Origin of the sequence: Streptomyces phaeofaciens (genome assembly GCF_014648915.1) — a bacterium.
Classification (GTDB): domain Bacteria; phylum Actinomycetota; class Actinomycetes; order Streptomycetales; family Streptomycetaceae; genus Streptomyces; species Streptomyces phaeofaciens.
In genome coordinates, this window is the sequence record NZ_BMSA01000008.1 from 222801 (window position 1) to 238460 (window position 15660).

Annotated in this window: 15 protein-coding genes; 12 read left to right on the forward strand and 3 right to left on the reverse strand. The window is 70.4% G+C overall.

Translation table 11 applies throughout. The annotated features are described in order from the left end of the window. The first annotated feature begins 37 nt into the window (after window positions 1–37). The 9 genes from IE275_RS16595 to pssA all read left to right on the forward strand — a co-directional run bounded on the left by IE275_RS16595 (window position 38) and on the right by pssA (window position 10949). Window positions 38–1843: a 3-hydroxyacyl-CoA dehydrogenase family protein gene (locus IE275_RS16595; RefSeq protein ID WP_189712066.1), complete on the forward strand. Its 1806-nt coding sequence runs from the start codon at window positions 38–40 to the stop codon at window positions 1841–1843. 136 nt (window positions 1844–1979) lie between these two features. After that, window positions 1980–2798, forward strand: coding sequence for a TetR family transcriptional regulator (locus IE275_RS16600; RefSeq protein WP_189712067.1), 819 nt, complete (start codon window positions 1980–1982; stop codon window positions 2796–2798). Between the two features lie 412 nt (window positions 2799–3210). Further along, window positions 3211–4554, forward strand: a complete 1344-nt coding sequence (ccrA, locus tag IE275_RS16605) for a crotonyl-CoA carboxylase/reductase (protein WP_189712068.1) — start codon at window positions 3211–3213, stop codon at window positions 4552–4554. 17 nt (window positions 4555–4571) lie between these two features. Beyond that, window positions 4572–6599 carry an ethylmalonyl-CoA mutase gene (locus IE275_RS16610; RefSeq protein WP_189712069.1) on the forward strand — a complete coding sequence of 676 codons (2028 nt, stop codon included), beginning with the start codon at window positions 4572–4574 and terminating at the stop codon, window positions 6597–6599. Then, entirely contained in the window at window positions 6596–7555 is a 960-nt protein-coding gene (locus IE275_RS16615) for an HpcH/HpaI aldolase/citrate lyase family protein (protein WP_189712070.1), read from the forward strand. The genes IE275_RS16610 and IE275_RS16615 overlap by 4 nt, the downstream gene beginning before the upstream one ends. A 4-nt stretch (window positions 7556–7559) precedes the next feature. Beyond that, window positions 7560–8072 (forward strand): MaoC family dehydratase, encoded by a 513-nt coding sequence (locus tag IE275_RS16620; protein ID WP_189712071.1) that lies wholly within the window; start codon window positions 7560–7562, stop codon window positions 8070–8072. A 2-nt stretch (window positions 8073–8074) separates the two neighbouring features. Beyond that, window positions 8075–9280, forward strand: a complete 1206-nt coding sequence (locus IE275_RS16625) for an acyl-CoA dehydrogenase family protein (RefSeq protein WP_189712072.1) — start codon at window positions 8075–8077, stop codon at window positions 9278–9280. A 171-nt stretch (window positions 9281–9451) separates the two neighbouring features. After that, window positions 9452–10108 (forward strand): phosphatidylserine decarboxylase, encoded by a 657-nt coding sequence (locus IE275_RS16630; RefSeq protein ID WP_189712073.1) that lies wholly within the window; start codon window positions 9452–9454, stop codon window positions 10106–10108. 22 nt (window positions 10109–10130) lie between these two features. Next, a complete protein-coding gene (gene pssA, locus IE275_RS16635) occupies window positions 10131–10949 on the forward strand; it encodes a CDP-diacylglycerol--serine O-phosphatidyltransferase (RefSeq protein ID WP_189712114.1) in 819 nt (272 codons plus the stop codon). 123 nt (window positions 10950–11072) lie between these two features. Here the strand turns inward: pssA and IE275_RS16640 are convergent, their stop codons facing one another. Then, a complete protein-coding gene (locus IE275_RS16640; RefSeq protein WP_189712115.1) occupies window positions 11073–12191 on the reverse strand; it encodes a glycerate kinase in 1119 nt (372 codons plus the stop codon). Window positions 12192–12402: 211 nt separating this feature from the next. Here IE275_RS16640 and IE275_RS16645 point away from each other — a divergent pair, with 211 nt between their 5' ends. Together IE275_RS16645 and IE275_RS16650 are read left to right on the forward strand one after the other, a co-directional pair. After that, window positions 12403–13473 (forward strand): ADP-ribosylglycohydrolase family protein, encoded by a 1071-nt coding sequence (locus IE275_RS16645; RefSeq protein WP_189712074.1) that lies wholly within the window; start codon window positions 12403–12405, stop codon window positions 13471–13473. A gap of 163 nt (window positions 13474–13636) precedes the next feature. Beyond that, on the forward strand, window positions 13637–14137 hold the full coding sequence (locus IE275_RS16650; protein ID WP_189712075.1) for an NUDIX domain-containing protein: 501 nt from the start codon (window positions 13637–13639) through the stop codon (window positions 14135–14137). A gap of 4 nt (window positions 14138–14141) precedes the next feature. Here the strand turns inward: IE275_RS16650 and IE275_RS16655 are convergent, their stop codons facing one another. Continuing rightward, entirely contained in the window at window positions 14142–14342 is a 201-nt protein-coding gene (locus tag IE275_RS16655) for a type II toxin-antitoxin system VapB family antitoxin (RefSeq protein WP_189712076.1), read from the reverse strand. 78 nt (window positions 14343–14420) lie between these two features. On the opposite strand from IE275_RS16655, the gene IE275_RS16660 reads away from it, so the two are divergent. Then, on the forward strand, window positions 14421–15155 hold the full coding sequence (locus IE275_RS16660; RefSeq protein ID WP_189712077.1) for a Sir2 family NAD-dependent protein deacetylase: 735 nt from the start codon (window positions 14421–14423) through the stop codon (window positions 15153–15155). A gap of 16 nt (window positions 15156–15171) precedes the next feature. Here IE275_RS16660 and IE275_RS16665 read toward each other — a convergent pair whose 3' ends face one another. Continuing rightward, a complete protein-coding gene (locus IE275_RS16665; protein WP_189712078.1) occupies window positions 15172–15654 on the reverse strand; it encodes a methylated-DNA--[protein]-cysteine S-methyltransferase in 483 nt (160 codons plus the stop codon). Window positions 15655–15660 lie beyond the last annotated feature (6 nt).

Below are 15660 nucleotides of genomic sequence, written 5' to 3' on the forward strand. Positions count from 1 at the left end.
CGTTTCCCAGTCGTCACCTCTCTTCTGGAGTCCCGCGATGGCCACTCCCCTGTCCGACACCTCTCTGTCCCCGCTCCGGACGATCGCCGTCGTCGGCCTCGGCACGATGGGCACCGGCATCGCCGAGGTCCTCGCCAAGGCCGGCCGTACGGTCGTCGGCATCGACATCAGCGAGTCCCAGGCCGCGCGCTTTGTCGCCGCCCTGGAGGCGTCCACCGCCCGCGCCGTGGAGCGCGGCCGGCTCACCGAGCAGGAGCGCGCCGAGGCCCTGGCCCGTGTGCGCACCTCCACCGACCTGCGCTCGGCGGCCGACGCCGACCTCGTGATCGAGGTGACGCCGGAGTCGTACGAGATCAAGCAGCAGGTCTTCCGCGAGCTCGACGCGATCGTGCGCCCCGAGGCCGTCCTCGCGACCGGCACCAACGCCCTGTCCGTGACCCGGCTGGCTGCCGAGTCGGCCCGCCCGGAGCGCGTGCTGGGCCTGCACTTCTTCAACCCGGCGCCGGCCATGAAGCTGGTCGAGGTCGTCTCCTCGGTGCTGACCGCGCCCACCGCCGTCGGCGCCGTCACCGACCTCGCCCTGGATCTCGGCAAGGAGCCGGTCGCGGTCGGCGACCGCCCCGGGTTCGTCGCCGACGGCCTGCTGTTCGGCTACCTCAACCAGGCCGCCGCCATGTACGAGGCGCGGTACGCCTCCCGCGAGGACATCGACGCCGCGATGCGGCTGGGCTGCGGCCTGCCGATGGGCCCGCTGGCGCTCCTCGACCTGATCGGCGTCGACACGGCCCGTACCGTCCTGGACGCCATGTACGCCGAGTCCCACGACCGGCTGCACGCCCCCGCCCCGATCCTCAAGCAGCTCAGCGAGGCGGGCCTGACCGGCCGCAAGGCGGGCCGCGGCTTCTACACCTACGAGGCGCCGGGCAGCTCGACGGTCGTCCCGGACGCCGCCACCCCCCGCTCCGGCGAGTCCGGCACCCCGGGCCGCACGGTGCGCAGTGTCGGGGTCGCGGGTTCCGGCACCATGGCCTCCGGTATCGCCGAGGTCTTCGCCAAGGCGGGCTACGACGTCGTCCTGGCCGCCCGCAGCGAGGAGAAGGCGCAGACGGCGAAGGCCCGGATCGGCAAGTCGCTGGCCCGCTCCGTCGACAAGGGCCGGCTCACCGCGGAGGCGGCCGCCGAGACCCTGGGCCGGATCACCCCCGCCGGGTCCTACGAGTCCTTCGCCGACGTCGACCTGGCCGTGGAGGCGGTCGCCGAGGACCTGGAGGTCAAGCAGCAGCTGTTCGCGACGCTGGACAAGGTCTGCAAGGCGGGTGCCGTCCTGGCGACCACCACCTCGTCGCTGCCGGTCGTCGCCTGCGCCCGGGCCACCTCGCGTCCGCAGGACGTGATCGGCATGCACTTCTTCAACCCGGCGCCCGCGATGAAGCTGGTCGAGGTCGTCCGCACGGTGCTGACCGCCGACGACGTCCACGCGACGGTGCACGAGGTGTGCGGCCGGATCCGCAAGCACGCCGTCGACTGCGGGGACCGGGCCGGGTTCATCGTGAACGCGCTGCTCTTCCCGTACCTGAACAACGCGATCAAGATGGTGCAGGAGCACTACGCGACGCTCGACGACATCGACGCCGCGATGAAGCTGGGCGGCGGCTACCCGATGGGCCCCTTCGAGCTGCTCGACGTCGTCGGACTCGACGTCTCGCTGGCGATCGAGAAGGTCCTGCACCGCGAGTTCCGTGACCCGGGACTGGCGCCGGCCCCGCTGCTGGAGCACCTGGTGGCCGCGGGCTGCCTCGGCCGCAAGACCGGCCGTGGCTTCCGCGAATATGCCCGCCGCTGACAGCGTCGGCGACTGGTCCACAGACGACCGGGAGTGGGGCGGACTGTTCGGCCCCACCGGCGGCCCCCCGCCCGTCGAGGGCGGGGGAAACCCCGGACATGCGCACCGAGCTGCGCACATGCAGTACGTTCGGGTCATGCCCCAGCCCGCCAGGTCCTCACGTACACCAGCCACGCCCGACGCGCCGGAGAGTGCCGCGGGCAGCCGCGCGGCCGCCCAACGGCTCAAGATGCGCCGAGAACTGGCGGCCGCGGCCATGGAGCTGTTCGCCACCAAGGGGTACGAGGCGACCACCGTCGACGAGATCGCCGCTCAGGCCGGGGTCGCCCGGCGCACCTTCTTCCGCCACTTCCGCTCCAAGGAAGAGGCGATCTTCCCCGACCACGACGACACCCTGATCCGCGCCGAGGCGGTGCTGAACGCGGCGCCCGCGCACGAGCACCCGCTCGACACCGTGTGCCGCGGGATCAAGGAAGTCATGAAGATGTACGCGGCCCGGCCGGAGATCTCGGTCGCCCGCTACAAGCTGACGCGCGAGGTGCCCACCCTGCGTGAGGCGGAGATCGCGTCGGTGGCCCGCTACGAGCGGCTCTTCACCCGTTATCTGCTCGGCCACTTCGACGAGCACGCGCACGACGACGACGCCAACGACGACCCGCTGCTGGCCGAGGTCGCCGCCTCCGCGGTGGTCACCGCCCACAACCATGTGCTGCGACGCTGGCTCAGGGCCGGCGGGCAGGGCGAGGTGGAGGCACAGCTCGACCACGCCTTCGCGATCGTGCGCCGCACCTTCGGCACGGGCATCGGGGCCGGGCGCAGCGGCGCCGCCGCCTCCGCCAGGCCGGCGCCCGCCGCGGTCTCCGCCCAGGGCGAGGTCCTGGTGACGGTGGCGCGCACCGACGCCCCGCTCGACGAGGTCATGCGGACCATCGAGCAGGCGCTCAAGGAGCGCTGAACCCGCCCGCCACGCTGTGATGACGGCCACCCCACGGGGTGGCCGTTTTGGCATGTCAGGGCACCTTTTCGCGCGGATTTCAGGACCCGTTCGATCGATCATCGCTCATTTGTTACGTAAAGATTTCACCTGAGCCCAAGTCATGGCACTCAGTGCCTTGCCACCTGACACGCGGTGTCATACGTTGAAGGTGTCCGGGCGGCCGGCGTGCAGAGACCTTTCGTACGTCGGCTGTCCCCGCAAGCCCCACGGCATGCGCGCCCGGACGCCTGCGTCACAGGCACCCTCCCGCGCCACAAAGCGCTGCCGAAGCACCACCGCCGAACCGACGGCACCTTCCGAAATCCCTCAGCAGCACCGCCGCAACCCTCAGCGCCCCGCCCTCAGGGCGCTCACCGCCGGAGGCAACACCGTGACCACTCAGGCCATTCTGGACGCGATCCAGTCGCCGGACTCGACGCCGGCCGACTTCGCCGCCCTGCAGCTCCCCGAGTCGTACCGCGCGATCACCGTGCACAAGGACGAGACGGAGATGTTCGCCGGTCTCGAGACCCGCGACAAGGACCCCCGCAAGTCGATCCACCTCGACGACGTCGCCCTGCCCGAGCTGGGCCCGGGCGAGGCCCTGGTGGCCGTCATGGCCTCCTCGGTGAACTACAACTCGGTGTGGACGTCGATCTTCGAGCCGGTGTCGACCTTCAACTTCCTGGAGCGCTACGGGCGGCTCAGCGAGCTCAGCAAGCGCCACGACCTGCCGTACCACATCATCGGTTCGGACCTCGCGGGCGTCGTCCTGCGCACCGGCCCGGGAGTCAACTCCTGGAAGCCCGGCGACGAGGTCGTCGCGCACTGTCTGTCCGTCGAGCTGGAGTCCTCCGACGGGCACAACGACACGATGCTCGACCCCGAGCAGCGCATCTGGGGCTTCGAGACCAACTTCGGCGGCCTCGCCGAGATCGCGCTCGTCAAGTCCAACCAGCTGATGCCCAAGCCGGGCCACCTGAGCTGGGAGGAGGCCGCCGCCCCCGGCCTGGTCAACTCCACCGCCTACCGGCAGCTGGTCTCCCGCAACGGCGCCGGCATGAAGCAGGGCGACAACGTCCTGATCTGGGGCGCGAGCGGCGGGCTCGGCTCGTACGCCACCCAGTTCGCCCTCGCCGGCGGCGCCAACCCCATCTGTGTCGTCTCCTCGCCGCAGAAGGCGGACATCTGCCGCTCGATGGGCGCCGAGGCGATCATCGACCGCAACGCCGAGGGCTACAGGTTCTGGAAGGACGAGAGCACCCAGGACCCGAAGGAGTGGAAGCGCTTCGGCAAGCGCATCCGCGAGTTCACCGGCGGCGAGGACATCGACATCGTCTTCGAGCACCCGGGCCGCGAGACCTTCGGTGCGAGCGTCTACGTCACCCGCAAGGGCGGCACCATCACCACCTGCGCCTCGACCTCGGGCTACATGCACGAGTACGACAACCGCTACCTGTGGATGTCCCTGAAGCGGATCATCGGCTCGCACTTCGCCAACTACCGCGAGGCCTGGGAGGCCAACCGGCTCGTCGCGAAGGGCAAGATCCACCCCACCCTGTCGAAGGTCTACTCCCTGGAGGAGACCGGCCAGGCGGCCTACGACGTGCACCGCAACCTCCACCAGGGGAAGGTCGGCGTCCTGTGCCTGGCCCCCGAGGAGGGCCTGGGTGTGCGCGACGAGGAGATGCGCGCCCGGCACATCGACGCCATCAACCGCTTCCGCAACATCTGAGACACCCGAGGTCATAGATGACTGAGCGTCAGAAGGACCGGCCGTGGCTCATGCGCACGTACGCCGGTCACTCCACGGCCGAGGCGTCCAACGAGCTGTACCGGCGCAACCTCGCCAAGGGCCAGACCGGTCTGTCGGTCGCGTTCGACCTGCCGACCCAGACCGGCTACGACTCCGACCACATCCTCGCCCGCGGCGAGGTCGGCCGGGTCGGCGTGCCGGTGGCCCATCTTGGTGACATGCGCCGCCTTTTCCAGGACATCCCCCTGGAGCAGATGAACACCTCGATGACGATCAACGCCACCGCCATGTGGCTGCTGGCGCTCTACCAGGTCGTCGCGGAGGAGCAGGGTGCGGACATCACCCGGCTCCAGGGCACGACCCAGAACGACATCGTCAAGGAGTACCTGTCCCGGGGCACGCACGTGTTCCCGCCGGGGCCGTCGCTCCGCCTGACGACGGACATGATCGCGTACACGGTGTCCCACCTGCCCAAGTGGAACCCGATCAACATCTGCAGCTACCACCTCCAGGAGGCGGGAGCCACCCCGGTCCAGGAGATCGCGTACGCGATGTCCACCGCCATCGCCGTCCTCGACGCCGTCCGGGACTCCGGGCAGGTGCCGGCCGAGAAGTTCGGTGACGTCGTCGCCCGGATCTCCTTCTTCGTGAACGCGGGCGTCCGCTTCATCGAGGAGATGTGCAAGATGCGCGCCTTCGGCCGCATCTGGGACAAGGTCACCCACGAGCGGTACGGCATCGAGGACACCAAGCAGCGGCGCTTCCGCTACGGCGTCCAGGTGAACTCCCTCGGCCTGACCGAGGCACAGCCGGAGAACAACGTCCAGCGGATCGTGCTCGAGATGCTGGCCGTGACCCTCTCCAAGGACGCACGCGCGCGTGCCGTCCAGCTGCCGGCCTGGAACGAGGCCCTCGGCCTGCCCCGGCCGTGGGACCAGCAGTGGTCCCTGCGCATCCAGCAGGTCCTCGCCCACGAGAGCGACCTGCTGGAGTACGAGGACATCTTCGCGGGCTCGCACGTGATCGAGGCGAAGGTCGAGAAGCTGGTCGAGGAGTCCCTCGCGGAGATCGACCGGATCCAGGAGATGGGCGGCGCGATGGCCGCCGTCGAGTCCGGCTACCTCAAGTCCCAGCTGGTCTCCTCGCACGCCGAGCGCCGCGCCCGGATCGAGTCCGGGCAGGAGAAGATCATCGGCGTCAACATCTTCGAGACGACCGAGCCCAACCCGCTGACCGCGGATCTCGACACCGCGATCCAGACGGTCGACCCGGCCGTCGAGGCCCGGGTCGTCTCCTCGCTCCAGCACTGGCGCGACACCCGCTACCAGCCGCCGTTCAACCACCCGCGGCCCTGCAAGGCGCTGGAGCGGCTGAAGGAGGCCGCGAAGGGCACCGGCAACCTCATGGAGGCCACCCTGGAGTGCGCCCGCGCCGGCGTCACGACCGGCGAGTGGGCCGGGGCGCTGCGCGAGGTGTTCGGCGAGTTCCGGGCCCCGACCGGGGTCTCCTCGGCACCGGTGGCGGTGCCGGCGGAGGAGGGCTCGGCCATGGCCGACGTCCGCCGCAAGGTCGATCTCACCGCGAAGGAGCTGGGCTCCGGCAAGCTGCGATTCCTCGTGGGCAAGCCGGGCCTGGACGGGCACTCCAACGGCGCCGAGCAGATCGCCGTGCGGGCCCGTGACGCCGGGTTCGAGGTGGTCTACCAGGGCATCCGGCTCACGCCGGAGCAGATCGTGGACGCCGCCCTCGCCGAGGACGTGCACGCGGTGGGCCTGTCGATCCTCTCCGGCTCGCACGCCCAGCTGGTGCCCGACGTCCTGGACCGGCTCCGTGTGGCCGGTGCCACAGATATACCGGTGATCGCCGGTGGCATCATCCCGAATGGTGATGCCGAGCAGCTCAGGGCAGCCGGAGTGGCCGCGGTCTTCACCCCGAAGGACTTCGACATCACCGGGATCATCGGCTCCATCGTCGACGAGATCCGGAAAGCGAACAAGCTCGACCCCCTGGAGGTCCCCGCATGAGTGTCAACCGTCTGCGTCCCCGCCGCTCGTGTCTCGCGGTCCCGGGAAGCAACCCCCGCTTCCTGGAGAAGGCGCAGGGCCTCCCGGCGGACCAGGTCTTCCTCGACCTCGAGGACGCGTGCGCGCCGCTCGCCAAGCCCGAGGCGCGGCACACCATCGTCAAATTCCTCAACGAGGGCGACTGGACCGGCAAGACCAGGGTCGTGCGGGTCAACGACTGGACGACCGAGTGGACCTACCGTGACGTCGTCACGGTCGTCGAGGGCGCCGGCCAGAACCTCGACTGCATCATGCTGCCGAAGGTGCAGACGGCCCAGCAGGTCGTCGCCCTCGACCTCCTGCTGACGCAGATCGAGAAGACGATGGGCTTCGAGGTCGGCAAGATCGGCATCGAGGCGCAGATCGAGAACGCCCAGGGCCTCAACAACGTCAACGAGATCGCCACCGCCTCCCAGCGCGTGGAGACGATCATCTTCGGCCCGGCCGACTTCATGGCGTCGATCAACATGAAGTCCCTCGTCGTGGGCGAGCAGCCGCCCGGCTACCCGGCGGACGCCTACCACTACATCCTGATGAAGATCCTGATGGCGGCCCGCGCCAACAACCTCCAGGCGATCGACGGCCCCTACCTCCAGATCCGCAACATCGACGGCTACAAGGCGGTCGCCCAGCGCGCCGCGGCCCTCGGCTTCGACGGCAAGTGGGTACTGCACCCGGGCCAGGTCGAGGCGTCCAACGAGATCTTCTCGCCGTCGCAGGAGGACTACGACCACGCCGAGCTGATCCTGGACGCGTACGACTACTACACGTCCGAGGCGGGCGGCAAGAAGGGCTCCGCGATGCTCGGCGACGAGATGATCGACGAGGCCAGCCGCAAGATGGCCCTGGTCATCTCCGGCAAGGGCCGCGCCGCCGGCATGCAGCGCACCAGCAAGTTCGAGATCCCGGAGGCGTAGGGCCATGCAGTTCGGACGCACCTACGAGGAGTTCGAGGTCGGCGCGGTCTACAAGCACTGGCCCGGCAAGACGGTCACCGAGTACGACGACCACCTGTTCTGTCTCCTCACCATGAACCACCACCCCCTCCACATGGACACCAACTATGCGGAGAAGACGACGGACTTCGGCAAGAACGTCGTCGTCGGGAACTACATCTACTCCCTGCTGCTCGGCATGTCCGTGCCGGACGTCTCCGGCAAGGCGATCGCCAACCTGGAGATCGAGTCGTTGAGGCACGTGGCGCCGACCTTCCACGGCGACACGATCTACGGCCAGACGACCGTGCTCGACAAGTGGCCGTCGAAGTCGAAGAACGACCGCGGCATCGTCTACGTCGAGACCAAGGGCTACAAGCAGGACGGCACGCTGGTCTGCGTGTTCCGCCGCAAGGTCATGGTGCCGACCGAGACGTACATCAAGGAGCGCGGCGGCGAGCAGCCCGGCCGCCCCCAGCTCAAGGAGCAGGAGAAGTAGTCATGGCGCGACTCGCCCAGACCGCCGGTCTGACCGACATCCAGCAGGAGATCCTCTCCACCGTCCGCGACTTCGTGGACAAGGAGATCATCCCGGTCGCGACCGAGCTGGAGCACCGCGACGAGTACCCGCAAGCGATCGTCGACGGCCTCAGGGAGCTGGGCCTGTTCGGCCTGATGATCCCCGAGGAGTACGGCGGCCTGGGCGAGTCGCTCCTGACGTACGCCCTGTGCGTCGAGGAGATCGCCCGCGGCTGGATGTCGGTGTCCGGCATCATCAACACGCACTTCATCGTGGCGTACATGCTCAAGCAGCACGGCACGCAGGAGCAGAAGGACCACTTCCTGCCGCGCATGGCGGCGGGCGACATCCGCGGCGCCTTCTCCATGTCGGAGCCGGCCCTCGGCTCGGACGTGTCCGCCATCTCCTCCAAGGCGGTGAAGGACGGCGAGGAGTACGTCCTCAACGGCCAGAAGATGTGGCTGACCAACGGCGGTACGTCGTCCCTCGTGGCCGTTCTGGTGCGAAGTGACGAAGGACACCCCGAGGGCACGCCGCCCCACAAGTCGATGACGACCTTCCTGATCGAGAAGGAGCCCGGCTTCGGAGAGGTCCGCCCCGGCCTCACGATCCCCGGCAAGATCGACAAGATGGGCTACAAGGGCGTCGACACCACCGAGCTGATCATGGATGGCCTGCGGCTTCCCGCGGATCGGGTGCTCGGAGGGGTCACGGGCCGAGGTTTTTACCAAATGATGGACGGCGTCGAGGTGGGCCGCGTGAATGTCGCGGCGCGTGGCTGCGGCGTCGCTCAGCGTGCGTTCGAGCTCGGCGTCCGATACGCCCAGCAGCGTCACACTTTCGGCAAGGCGATCGCCCAGCACCAGGCGATCCAGTTCAAGCTCGCCGAGATGGCTACCAAGGTCGAGGCGGCGCATGCCATGATGGTGAACGCCGCACGCAAAAAGGACTCCGGGGAACGAAACGACCTTGAGGCAGGGATGGCGAAGTACCTCGCCTCCGAGTACTGCAAGGAGGTCGTGGAGGACGCCTTCCGGATCCACGGCGGCTACGGCTTCTCCAAGGAGTACGAGATCGAGCGCCTCTACCGCGAGGCCCCGATGCTGCTGATCGGGGAAGGCACCGCCGAGATCCAGAAGATGATCATCGGGCGCAGGTTGCTCGAGGAGTATCGGTTCCAGGGCTAGTTATCCGGGTTGGGGGTGTTTTCTTCGAGAAGAAGATCACACCCCGTCATCCCGCCCCCTCGACCGACTCGGCTTCCTGACTTACCCAGTTGTGGCCCCGAACCGCTACGATCGCCGGAAAGCCGCCGTCCCCCCGTCGAAGCGCGGCATCATCCGCTACGAAGGTCATCCATGCCCCACAGCAAAACCTCTGCACACCGCGACAGCCTGGTGGGCGCACGCCTCGCGCGCGGAGCGTCGCCGTGGCTTCTGCCGACCGTCGCCACCGCAGCCGTCAGCCTGCTCCGCGCCCGCCGCTCGGGCGTCGCCAAGGCCGTCGCCGTGCCCGCCACCGCTCTCGCGGCGGGCATGCTGTGGTTCTTCCGTGACCCCGAGCGCGAGATCGCCTCGGGCCGGGTCATCTCCCCCGCCGACGGTGTGGTGCAGAGCATCATGCCGTGGAAGGACGGGCGCACCCGGGTCGCGATCTTCATGAGCCCGCTCAATGTCCACGTCAACCGCGCGCCGCTCTCCGGCACGGTCACGTCGGTCGAGCACATCCCCGGCGGGTTCGTTCCGGCGTTCAACAAGGAGAGCGAGAACAACGAGCGCGTCGTCTGGCACTTCGACACCGAGCTCGGTGACATCGAGATGATCCAGATCGCCGGTGCCGTGGCCCGCCGTATCGTCCCCTACATCCCCGAGGGCACGAAGGTGGAGCAGGGCGACCGGGTCGGTCTGATCCGCTTCGGCTCGCGCGTCGACATCTACCTGCCCGAGGGCGTGGACGTCGCGGTCGAGGTCGGGCAGAAGACCGTGGCAGGGGTGACTCGCATTGACCGTGATTGACCCGGAGACACAGGCCGGCTGGGTGCCGGAGGCCGACGAGGCGAACGAAGAGGAGGAGATGCCCCTCTCTCTTCGTCTGTCGATAGCGGACACCCTCACCCTCGGCAACGCCACGTGCGGCTTCATGGCGGTGTACTTCACCACCACCGGCATCCTGATCCCGCACCTCACCGGTAGCCAGGAGTCCGGCATGGCCCGCCACAGCGCGGCCACGGCGGTCATCCTGATGCTCTGCGCGGCGGTCTTCGACCTCTTCGACGGCCTCGTCGCGCGCAAGCTGCGCAGCTCGCCGATGGGCGCGGAGCTGGACAACCTGTCCGACCTGATCAGCTTCGGCCTCGCACCGGCGTACTTCGTCCTGGTCTACGGCATGGTCGCCGACGACGCCCACCAGCGGGTGGCGGCGGTCGGCGCGATCGTCGTGCTGCTGGCCGTGGTGCTCAGACTCGCGCGCTTCTCGTGCGTGACCCCACGCAACGGCATGTTCCAGGGCATGCCCTCGCCGTTCGGCGCGCTGACGGTCGTCTCGATCGTGCTCCTGGAGCTGCCCTTCCCGGCGACGCTGATGGCCATCCTCGGCACCGCCTGGCTGATGGTGAGCCGGGTCGAGTACCCGAAGCCGCGGGGACGCCTCGCCGGTGCGATGCTCGGCTGGATCGTGCTGTCGATGGGCCTGCTGGCCGCCTGGGCCTTCGACGCCCCGAGCGGACAGCTGCTCCTCCAGACCGGCTGCGCGCTTCAGCTGGTCATGGGCGCGGTCATCCCGCTGTTCGCCACGGCCCGCCGGGTGAACAACTTCCGCGACAACCGGCGCGAGGCACGGGCGGCACAGCTGCCGTAGTGCTCCGCCGAGTGCGGGACCAGAGAGAACAGAAGGGCCCCGGGTCGATGACCCGGGGCCCTTCTGTGTGCCCGTGGGGGGCGGGGCGGCGCCGTCGCCCGTCGTCCCGCGCCCCCGAGAATGTCAGGTCAGGAAGTCGCGGCCGATGCGTTCCGCGACGCGCTCCAGGATGGGTCCGGCATCGGAGATGCAGGTCGCCACGTCCGGCTCGACGTCCGTCAGCGGGTAGGCCCGGCGGATCCCGGCCCGGCCCAGCGCCTGCGGGGGCAGGGCGAGCCGCCCGCAGACGGCGACGACCTCCTTGCCGGCCGCACGGGCCGCGGCGGCGACCCCGGCGGGGGCCTTGCCGTGCAGGGTCTGCTCGTCCAGCGAACCCTCGCCGGTGATCACCAGCTCGGCCCGCTCCAGCGCCGGCGCGAAGCCCAGCACGTCGAGCATGACCTCGATACCGGCCCGGAACCGGGCACCGAGCAGGAGCGCGCCGAAGCCGATACCGCCCGCGGCCCCCGCGCCCGGCGCGGCCGCGTACCGGGCCGCCTCGGGCCCGACGGCTCCCTCCAGCACCTTCGCGTAGTGCGCGAGCGCCGAATCCAGCGCCTCGACGTCGTCGGGCGAGGCGCCCTTCTGCGGGCCGTACACCGCCGGTGCGCCCTTCGGCCCGGTCAGCGGATTGTCGACGTCGCTCGCGAGGACCAGCTCGACGGTGGACAGCCGCGGATCCAGCCCCGACAGGTCCGCGCGGGCCAGCTCCGCGAGCCCGCCGCCGCCGGGTGCCACCGGCTCCCCGTCCTCGTCGAGGAAACGGGCGCCCAGCGCGGACAGCATGCCCGCGCCGCCGTCGGTGGTGGCGCTGCCGCCGACCCCGAACACGATCGTCCGCACGCCCGCGTCCAGCGCGGCCCGCAGCAGCTCACCGGAGCCGTACGTCGATGCCGTGAGCGGTGCGAAGACACCGGCCGGCAGCCGCTGAAGGCCGCTCGCCTCCGCCATCTCCACGACCGCGGTGTCGCCGCGCACCGCGAACGCGGCGGTGACCTCGTGTCCGAGGGGCCCGGCGACCCGTGTCTCCCGGCGCTCGAACCCGGCCGCCACGGCCGCGTCGACCGTGCCGTCGCCGCCGTCGGCGACCGGCAGGGCCTCGACCTCGACGTCCGGTACGGCCCGGCGCAGCCCCGCCGTCACCCGCTCGGCGACCTCCACGGCCGTCAGCGACCCCTTGAACTTGTCCGCGGCCACGAGCACCCGTCGGGTGCCCTGCGCTCCGGCGTCCGCCACCTTCCAACCCCTTGCTCTCCGGGCCCCGCGCACGTCAGGGCCAGTCGCGCCGCTGTGACCTTAACCGCCCGACACCCCCGCCGTCATGCGGTGCCCGCACCCTGGAACAACCCTGAGCGCCCGCTGTGGGACGGCTGCAACCCGCGCGGGCTCCCGCGGAATCGGGTAGACCGGTTGCATGACCCCTGTGGGCACCGACGCCGAGTTCGCCGACCGGGTGCTCGGCGGCTGGCTGGGCCGGATCGCGGGCAACATGCTCGGCAAGCCGGTCGAGCAGGGCGAGGTGTGGACCCGCGAGCGCATCGACGGCTATCTGCGCCGCGCGGGCGCCCTGCCGCTCACCGACTACCTGCCGGAGCCGCCCACCGAGGAGGACCGCGCGCGGCTGCGCCCGGAGTGGCGCACGTGCGTGCGCGGCCGGGTGCACGGCAGCTGCCGCGACGACGACGTCGACTACGCCGTCCTCGGTCTGGACCTGCTGGAGACCCACGGCTTCGGCTTCAGCACCGAGCAGGTCGGCGACCTGTGGCTGCTGAGGCTGCCGTATCTCCAGACGTTCACCGCGGAGCGGGTCGCGTACCGCAACCTCGCGAGTGGTCTGAAGCCGCCGCTCACCGCGACGTACGACAATCCGTACCAGGAGTGGATCGGCGCCCTGATCCGCGCCGACGTCTACGGCTGGACCAGTCCCGGCGACCCGAGCCGCGCCGCCTCCCTGGCCCGCCGGGACGCCGTGCTCTCGCACACCGGCAACGGTGTCTACGGCGCGATGTGGGCGGCGGCGACGGTCTCGGCGGCGTTCACCGCGCCGACGGTCCGCCACGCGGTCGACGCGGCGCTGGCCGTCGTACCGGCGGGCTGCCGCCTCGCGCGGACCGTACGCCGGGTCGTCTCCCTGCACGACGCCGGACTGGCCTGGCAGGACACGCTCACGACGATGGAGCGGGAGACGGCGGGACTCGGCTGGATCCACACCGTCCCGAACGCGGCCGTCCTCACCGCCGGGCTGCTGTACGGCGACGGCGACTTCACCCGCACCGTCGCCCTCACCGTCCGCGGCGGTCTGGACACGGACTCCAACGGGGCGACGGCCGGGTCCGTGGCCGGTGTCCTGACGGGCGCGACGGGCATCCCCGCGCACTGGAAGGACCCGCTGGAGGACACCGTGCGCAGTGCGGTGTTCGGTTTCGACGGGGCGCGGATCAGCGAGCTGGCGGAGCGGACGGTACGGCTGGCGGCCGAGGTCTGAGGCGGGGCGGCCCCGGCAACCCGTACCGGCAAGATCACTCCGCGAACTGATGAACGTATGACCGCTGTTCACCCGGCTCCGCCCCGGCCGCCGGGGACACGGACGGGAACGGGGCGCGCCGACTAGTCCGATGAGCGACCCGCGGTCTGGTTACCCTTCGTGAATGAGTACTTCCAGCACGCCCGACTTCGCGGCGTACCTCGCTTCCCTGCCCCGCGTCCTGGCCGGTGCCGCCGTCCTCTTCCGTGACGCCGAGGACCGGGTCCTGCTCGTCGAACCCAACTACCGTGACGGCTGGGCACTCCCCGGCGGCACGATCGAGTCCGACGACGGCGAGTCCCCGCGCGAGGGCGCGCGCCGCGAGACGCTCGAGGAGATCGGCCTGGACCGTGAACTCGGCCGGCTGCTCGCGGTGGACTGGTCGAGCGGCCCCGGCCGGCCGCCGCTGGTGGCGTATCTCTACGACGGTGGCGTGCTCGGCGAGGAGGACCTCAAGGAGATCACGCTCCAGGAGGAGGAGCTGCTGTCCTGGCGGATGGTCCCGCGCGAGGAGATCACCGAGCACCTGCTGGGCTCGCTGGGCCGCCGTGTCCTGGTCGGGCTGGACGTGCTGGCGGACGGCTCGGGCACGGTCGAGCTGGAGAACGGCCACCGGGTGGCCTGACCGCTCAGCCCTGTGTGTCGCGCGGCTTGCCGTCCACCTCGCGCAGGGCGTCGTCCCGCGCGGCGGTCCGGGCCTCGGTGCGGTGGCCGCGCGCGATGTAGTCGCGGACGACCAGCTCGACGGCGTCCTGCGGGCTGCCGACGCCGGAGAGAACCATGACCTCGACGACGAGTTCGGCGTCGAGGGAGACGGTGACCTTGGCCATGGGGGGACCGTAACACCGGTGCCGGGCGCCCGGATATCCGTTCGCGGCCCCCGGACCTCCCGCCTTACGCTCGGCCGCATGAGCAAGCCCCTCGTAGCCCTCCTGACCGGCGCAGGTGTCTCCACGGACTCCGGGATCCCCGACTATCGCGGTCCGAACGGGCTGTGGCGGCGGGATCCGGAGGCGGAGAAGCTCGTCACGTACGAGCACTACATGCGGGACCCGGAGATCCGGCGGCGTTCCTGGCAGCTGCGGCGCGACACGCGTGCGCTGCGGGCCGAGCCGAACGCCGCGCACCGGGCCGTGGTGGACCTCGAGCGCTCCGGTGTGCCGGTGCGGGTCATCACGCAGAACGTGGACGGACTGCACCAGCTCGCCGGCCTGCCGGCCCGTAAGGTCCTCGAACTCCACGGAACGGCATGGGAGTTCGTGTGCACGAAGTGCCAGGCGCGCGGCCCCATGGAGGACGCCCTCGCCCGTCTGGACGCCGGCGAGGACGATCCGCCGTGCCTGGAGTGCGGCGGCATCCTGAAGTCCGCGACCGTCATGTTCGGTCAGCGCCTCGACCCGGTCGTGCTCGGCGACGCCCTCTCCATCGCCAAGGCCTGCCACGTGTTCCTCGCCGTCGGCAGCACCCTCCAGGTCCAGCCCGCCGGCGGCCTCGCCGGGGTCGCCGCCGAGCACGGCGCCCGGCTCGTCGTCGTCAACGCGGAGCCGACGCCGTACGACGAGGTGGCCGACGAAGTCGTCCGGGAGCCGATCGGGACGGCGCTGCCGCGGCTGCTGCGGGAGCTGGCCCGGACGGAGTCCTGACGGGGTACGGGCCGCGCTAGAACAGCGCGGTCCCGCTCTCGAAGTCGAGCAGGCGCTGCTTGCGCTCCAGGCCGCCGCCGTAGCCGGTCAGGCTGCCGCCCGCGCCCACGACGCGGTGGCAGGGCACGATGATGCCGATGGGGTTCTTGCCGTTGGCGAGGCCCACCGCGCGGGAGGCGCCGGGGTTGCCGAGGGCCTCGGCGAGGTCGCCGTAGGAGCGGGTCTCGCCGTACGGGATCTTCCGGAGTTCGGCCCAGACCGTGCGCTGGAAGGGGGTGCCGTGCAGGCGGAGGGGGACGGTGAACTCCTTCAGTTCGGAGGCGAAGTAGGCCTCCAGCTGTTCCTCGGCCTCGGCGAAGAGGCTGTCCTCGCGGGGGCCGAAGTTCTCCTCCGGCGGCCGGTGGCGCTGGGCGGTCATGTAGAGGCCGCACAGGACGCCGTCCTCGGCGACGAGGGTGAGGGGGCCGTACGGGCTGTCGACGACGGTGTGCTGCTTCACGGTGTT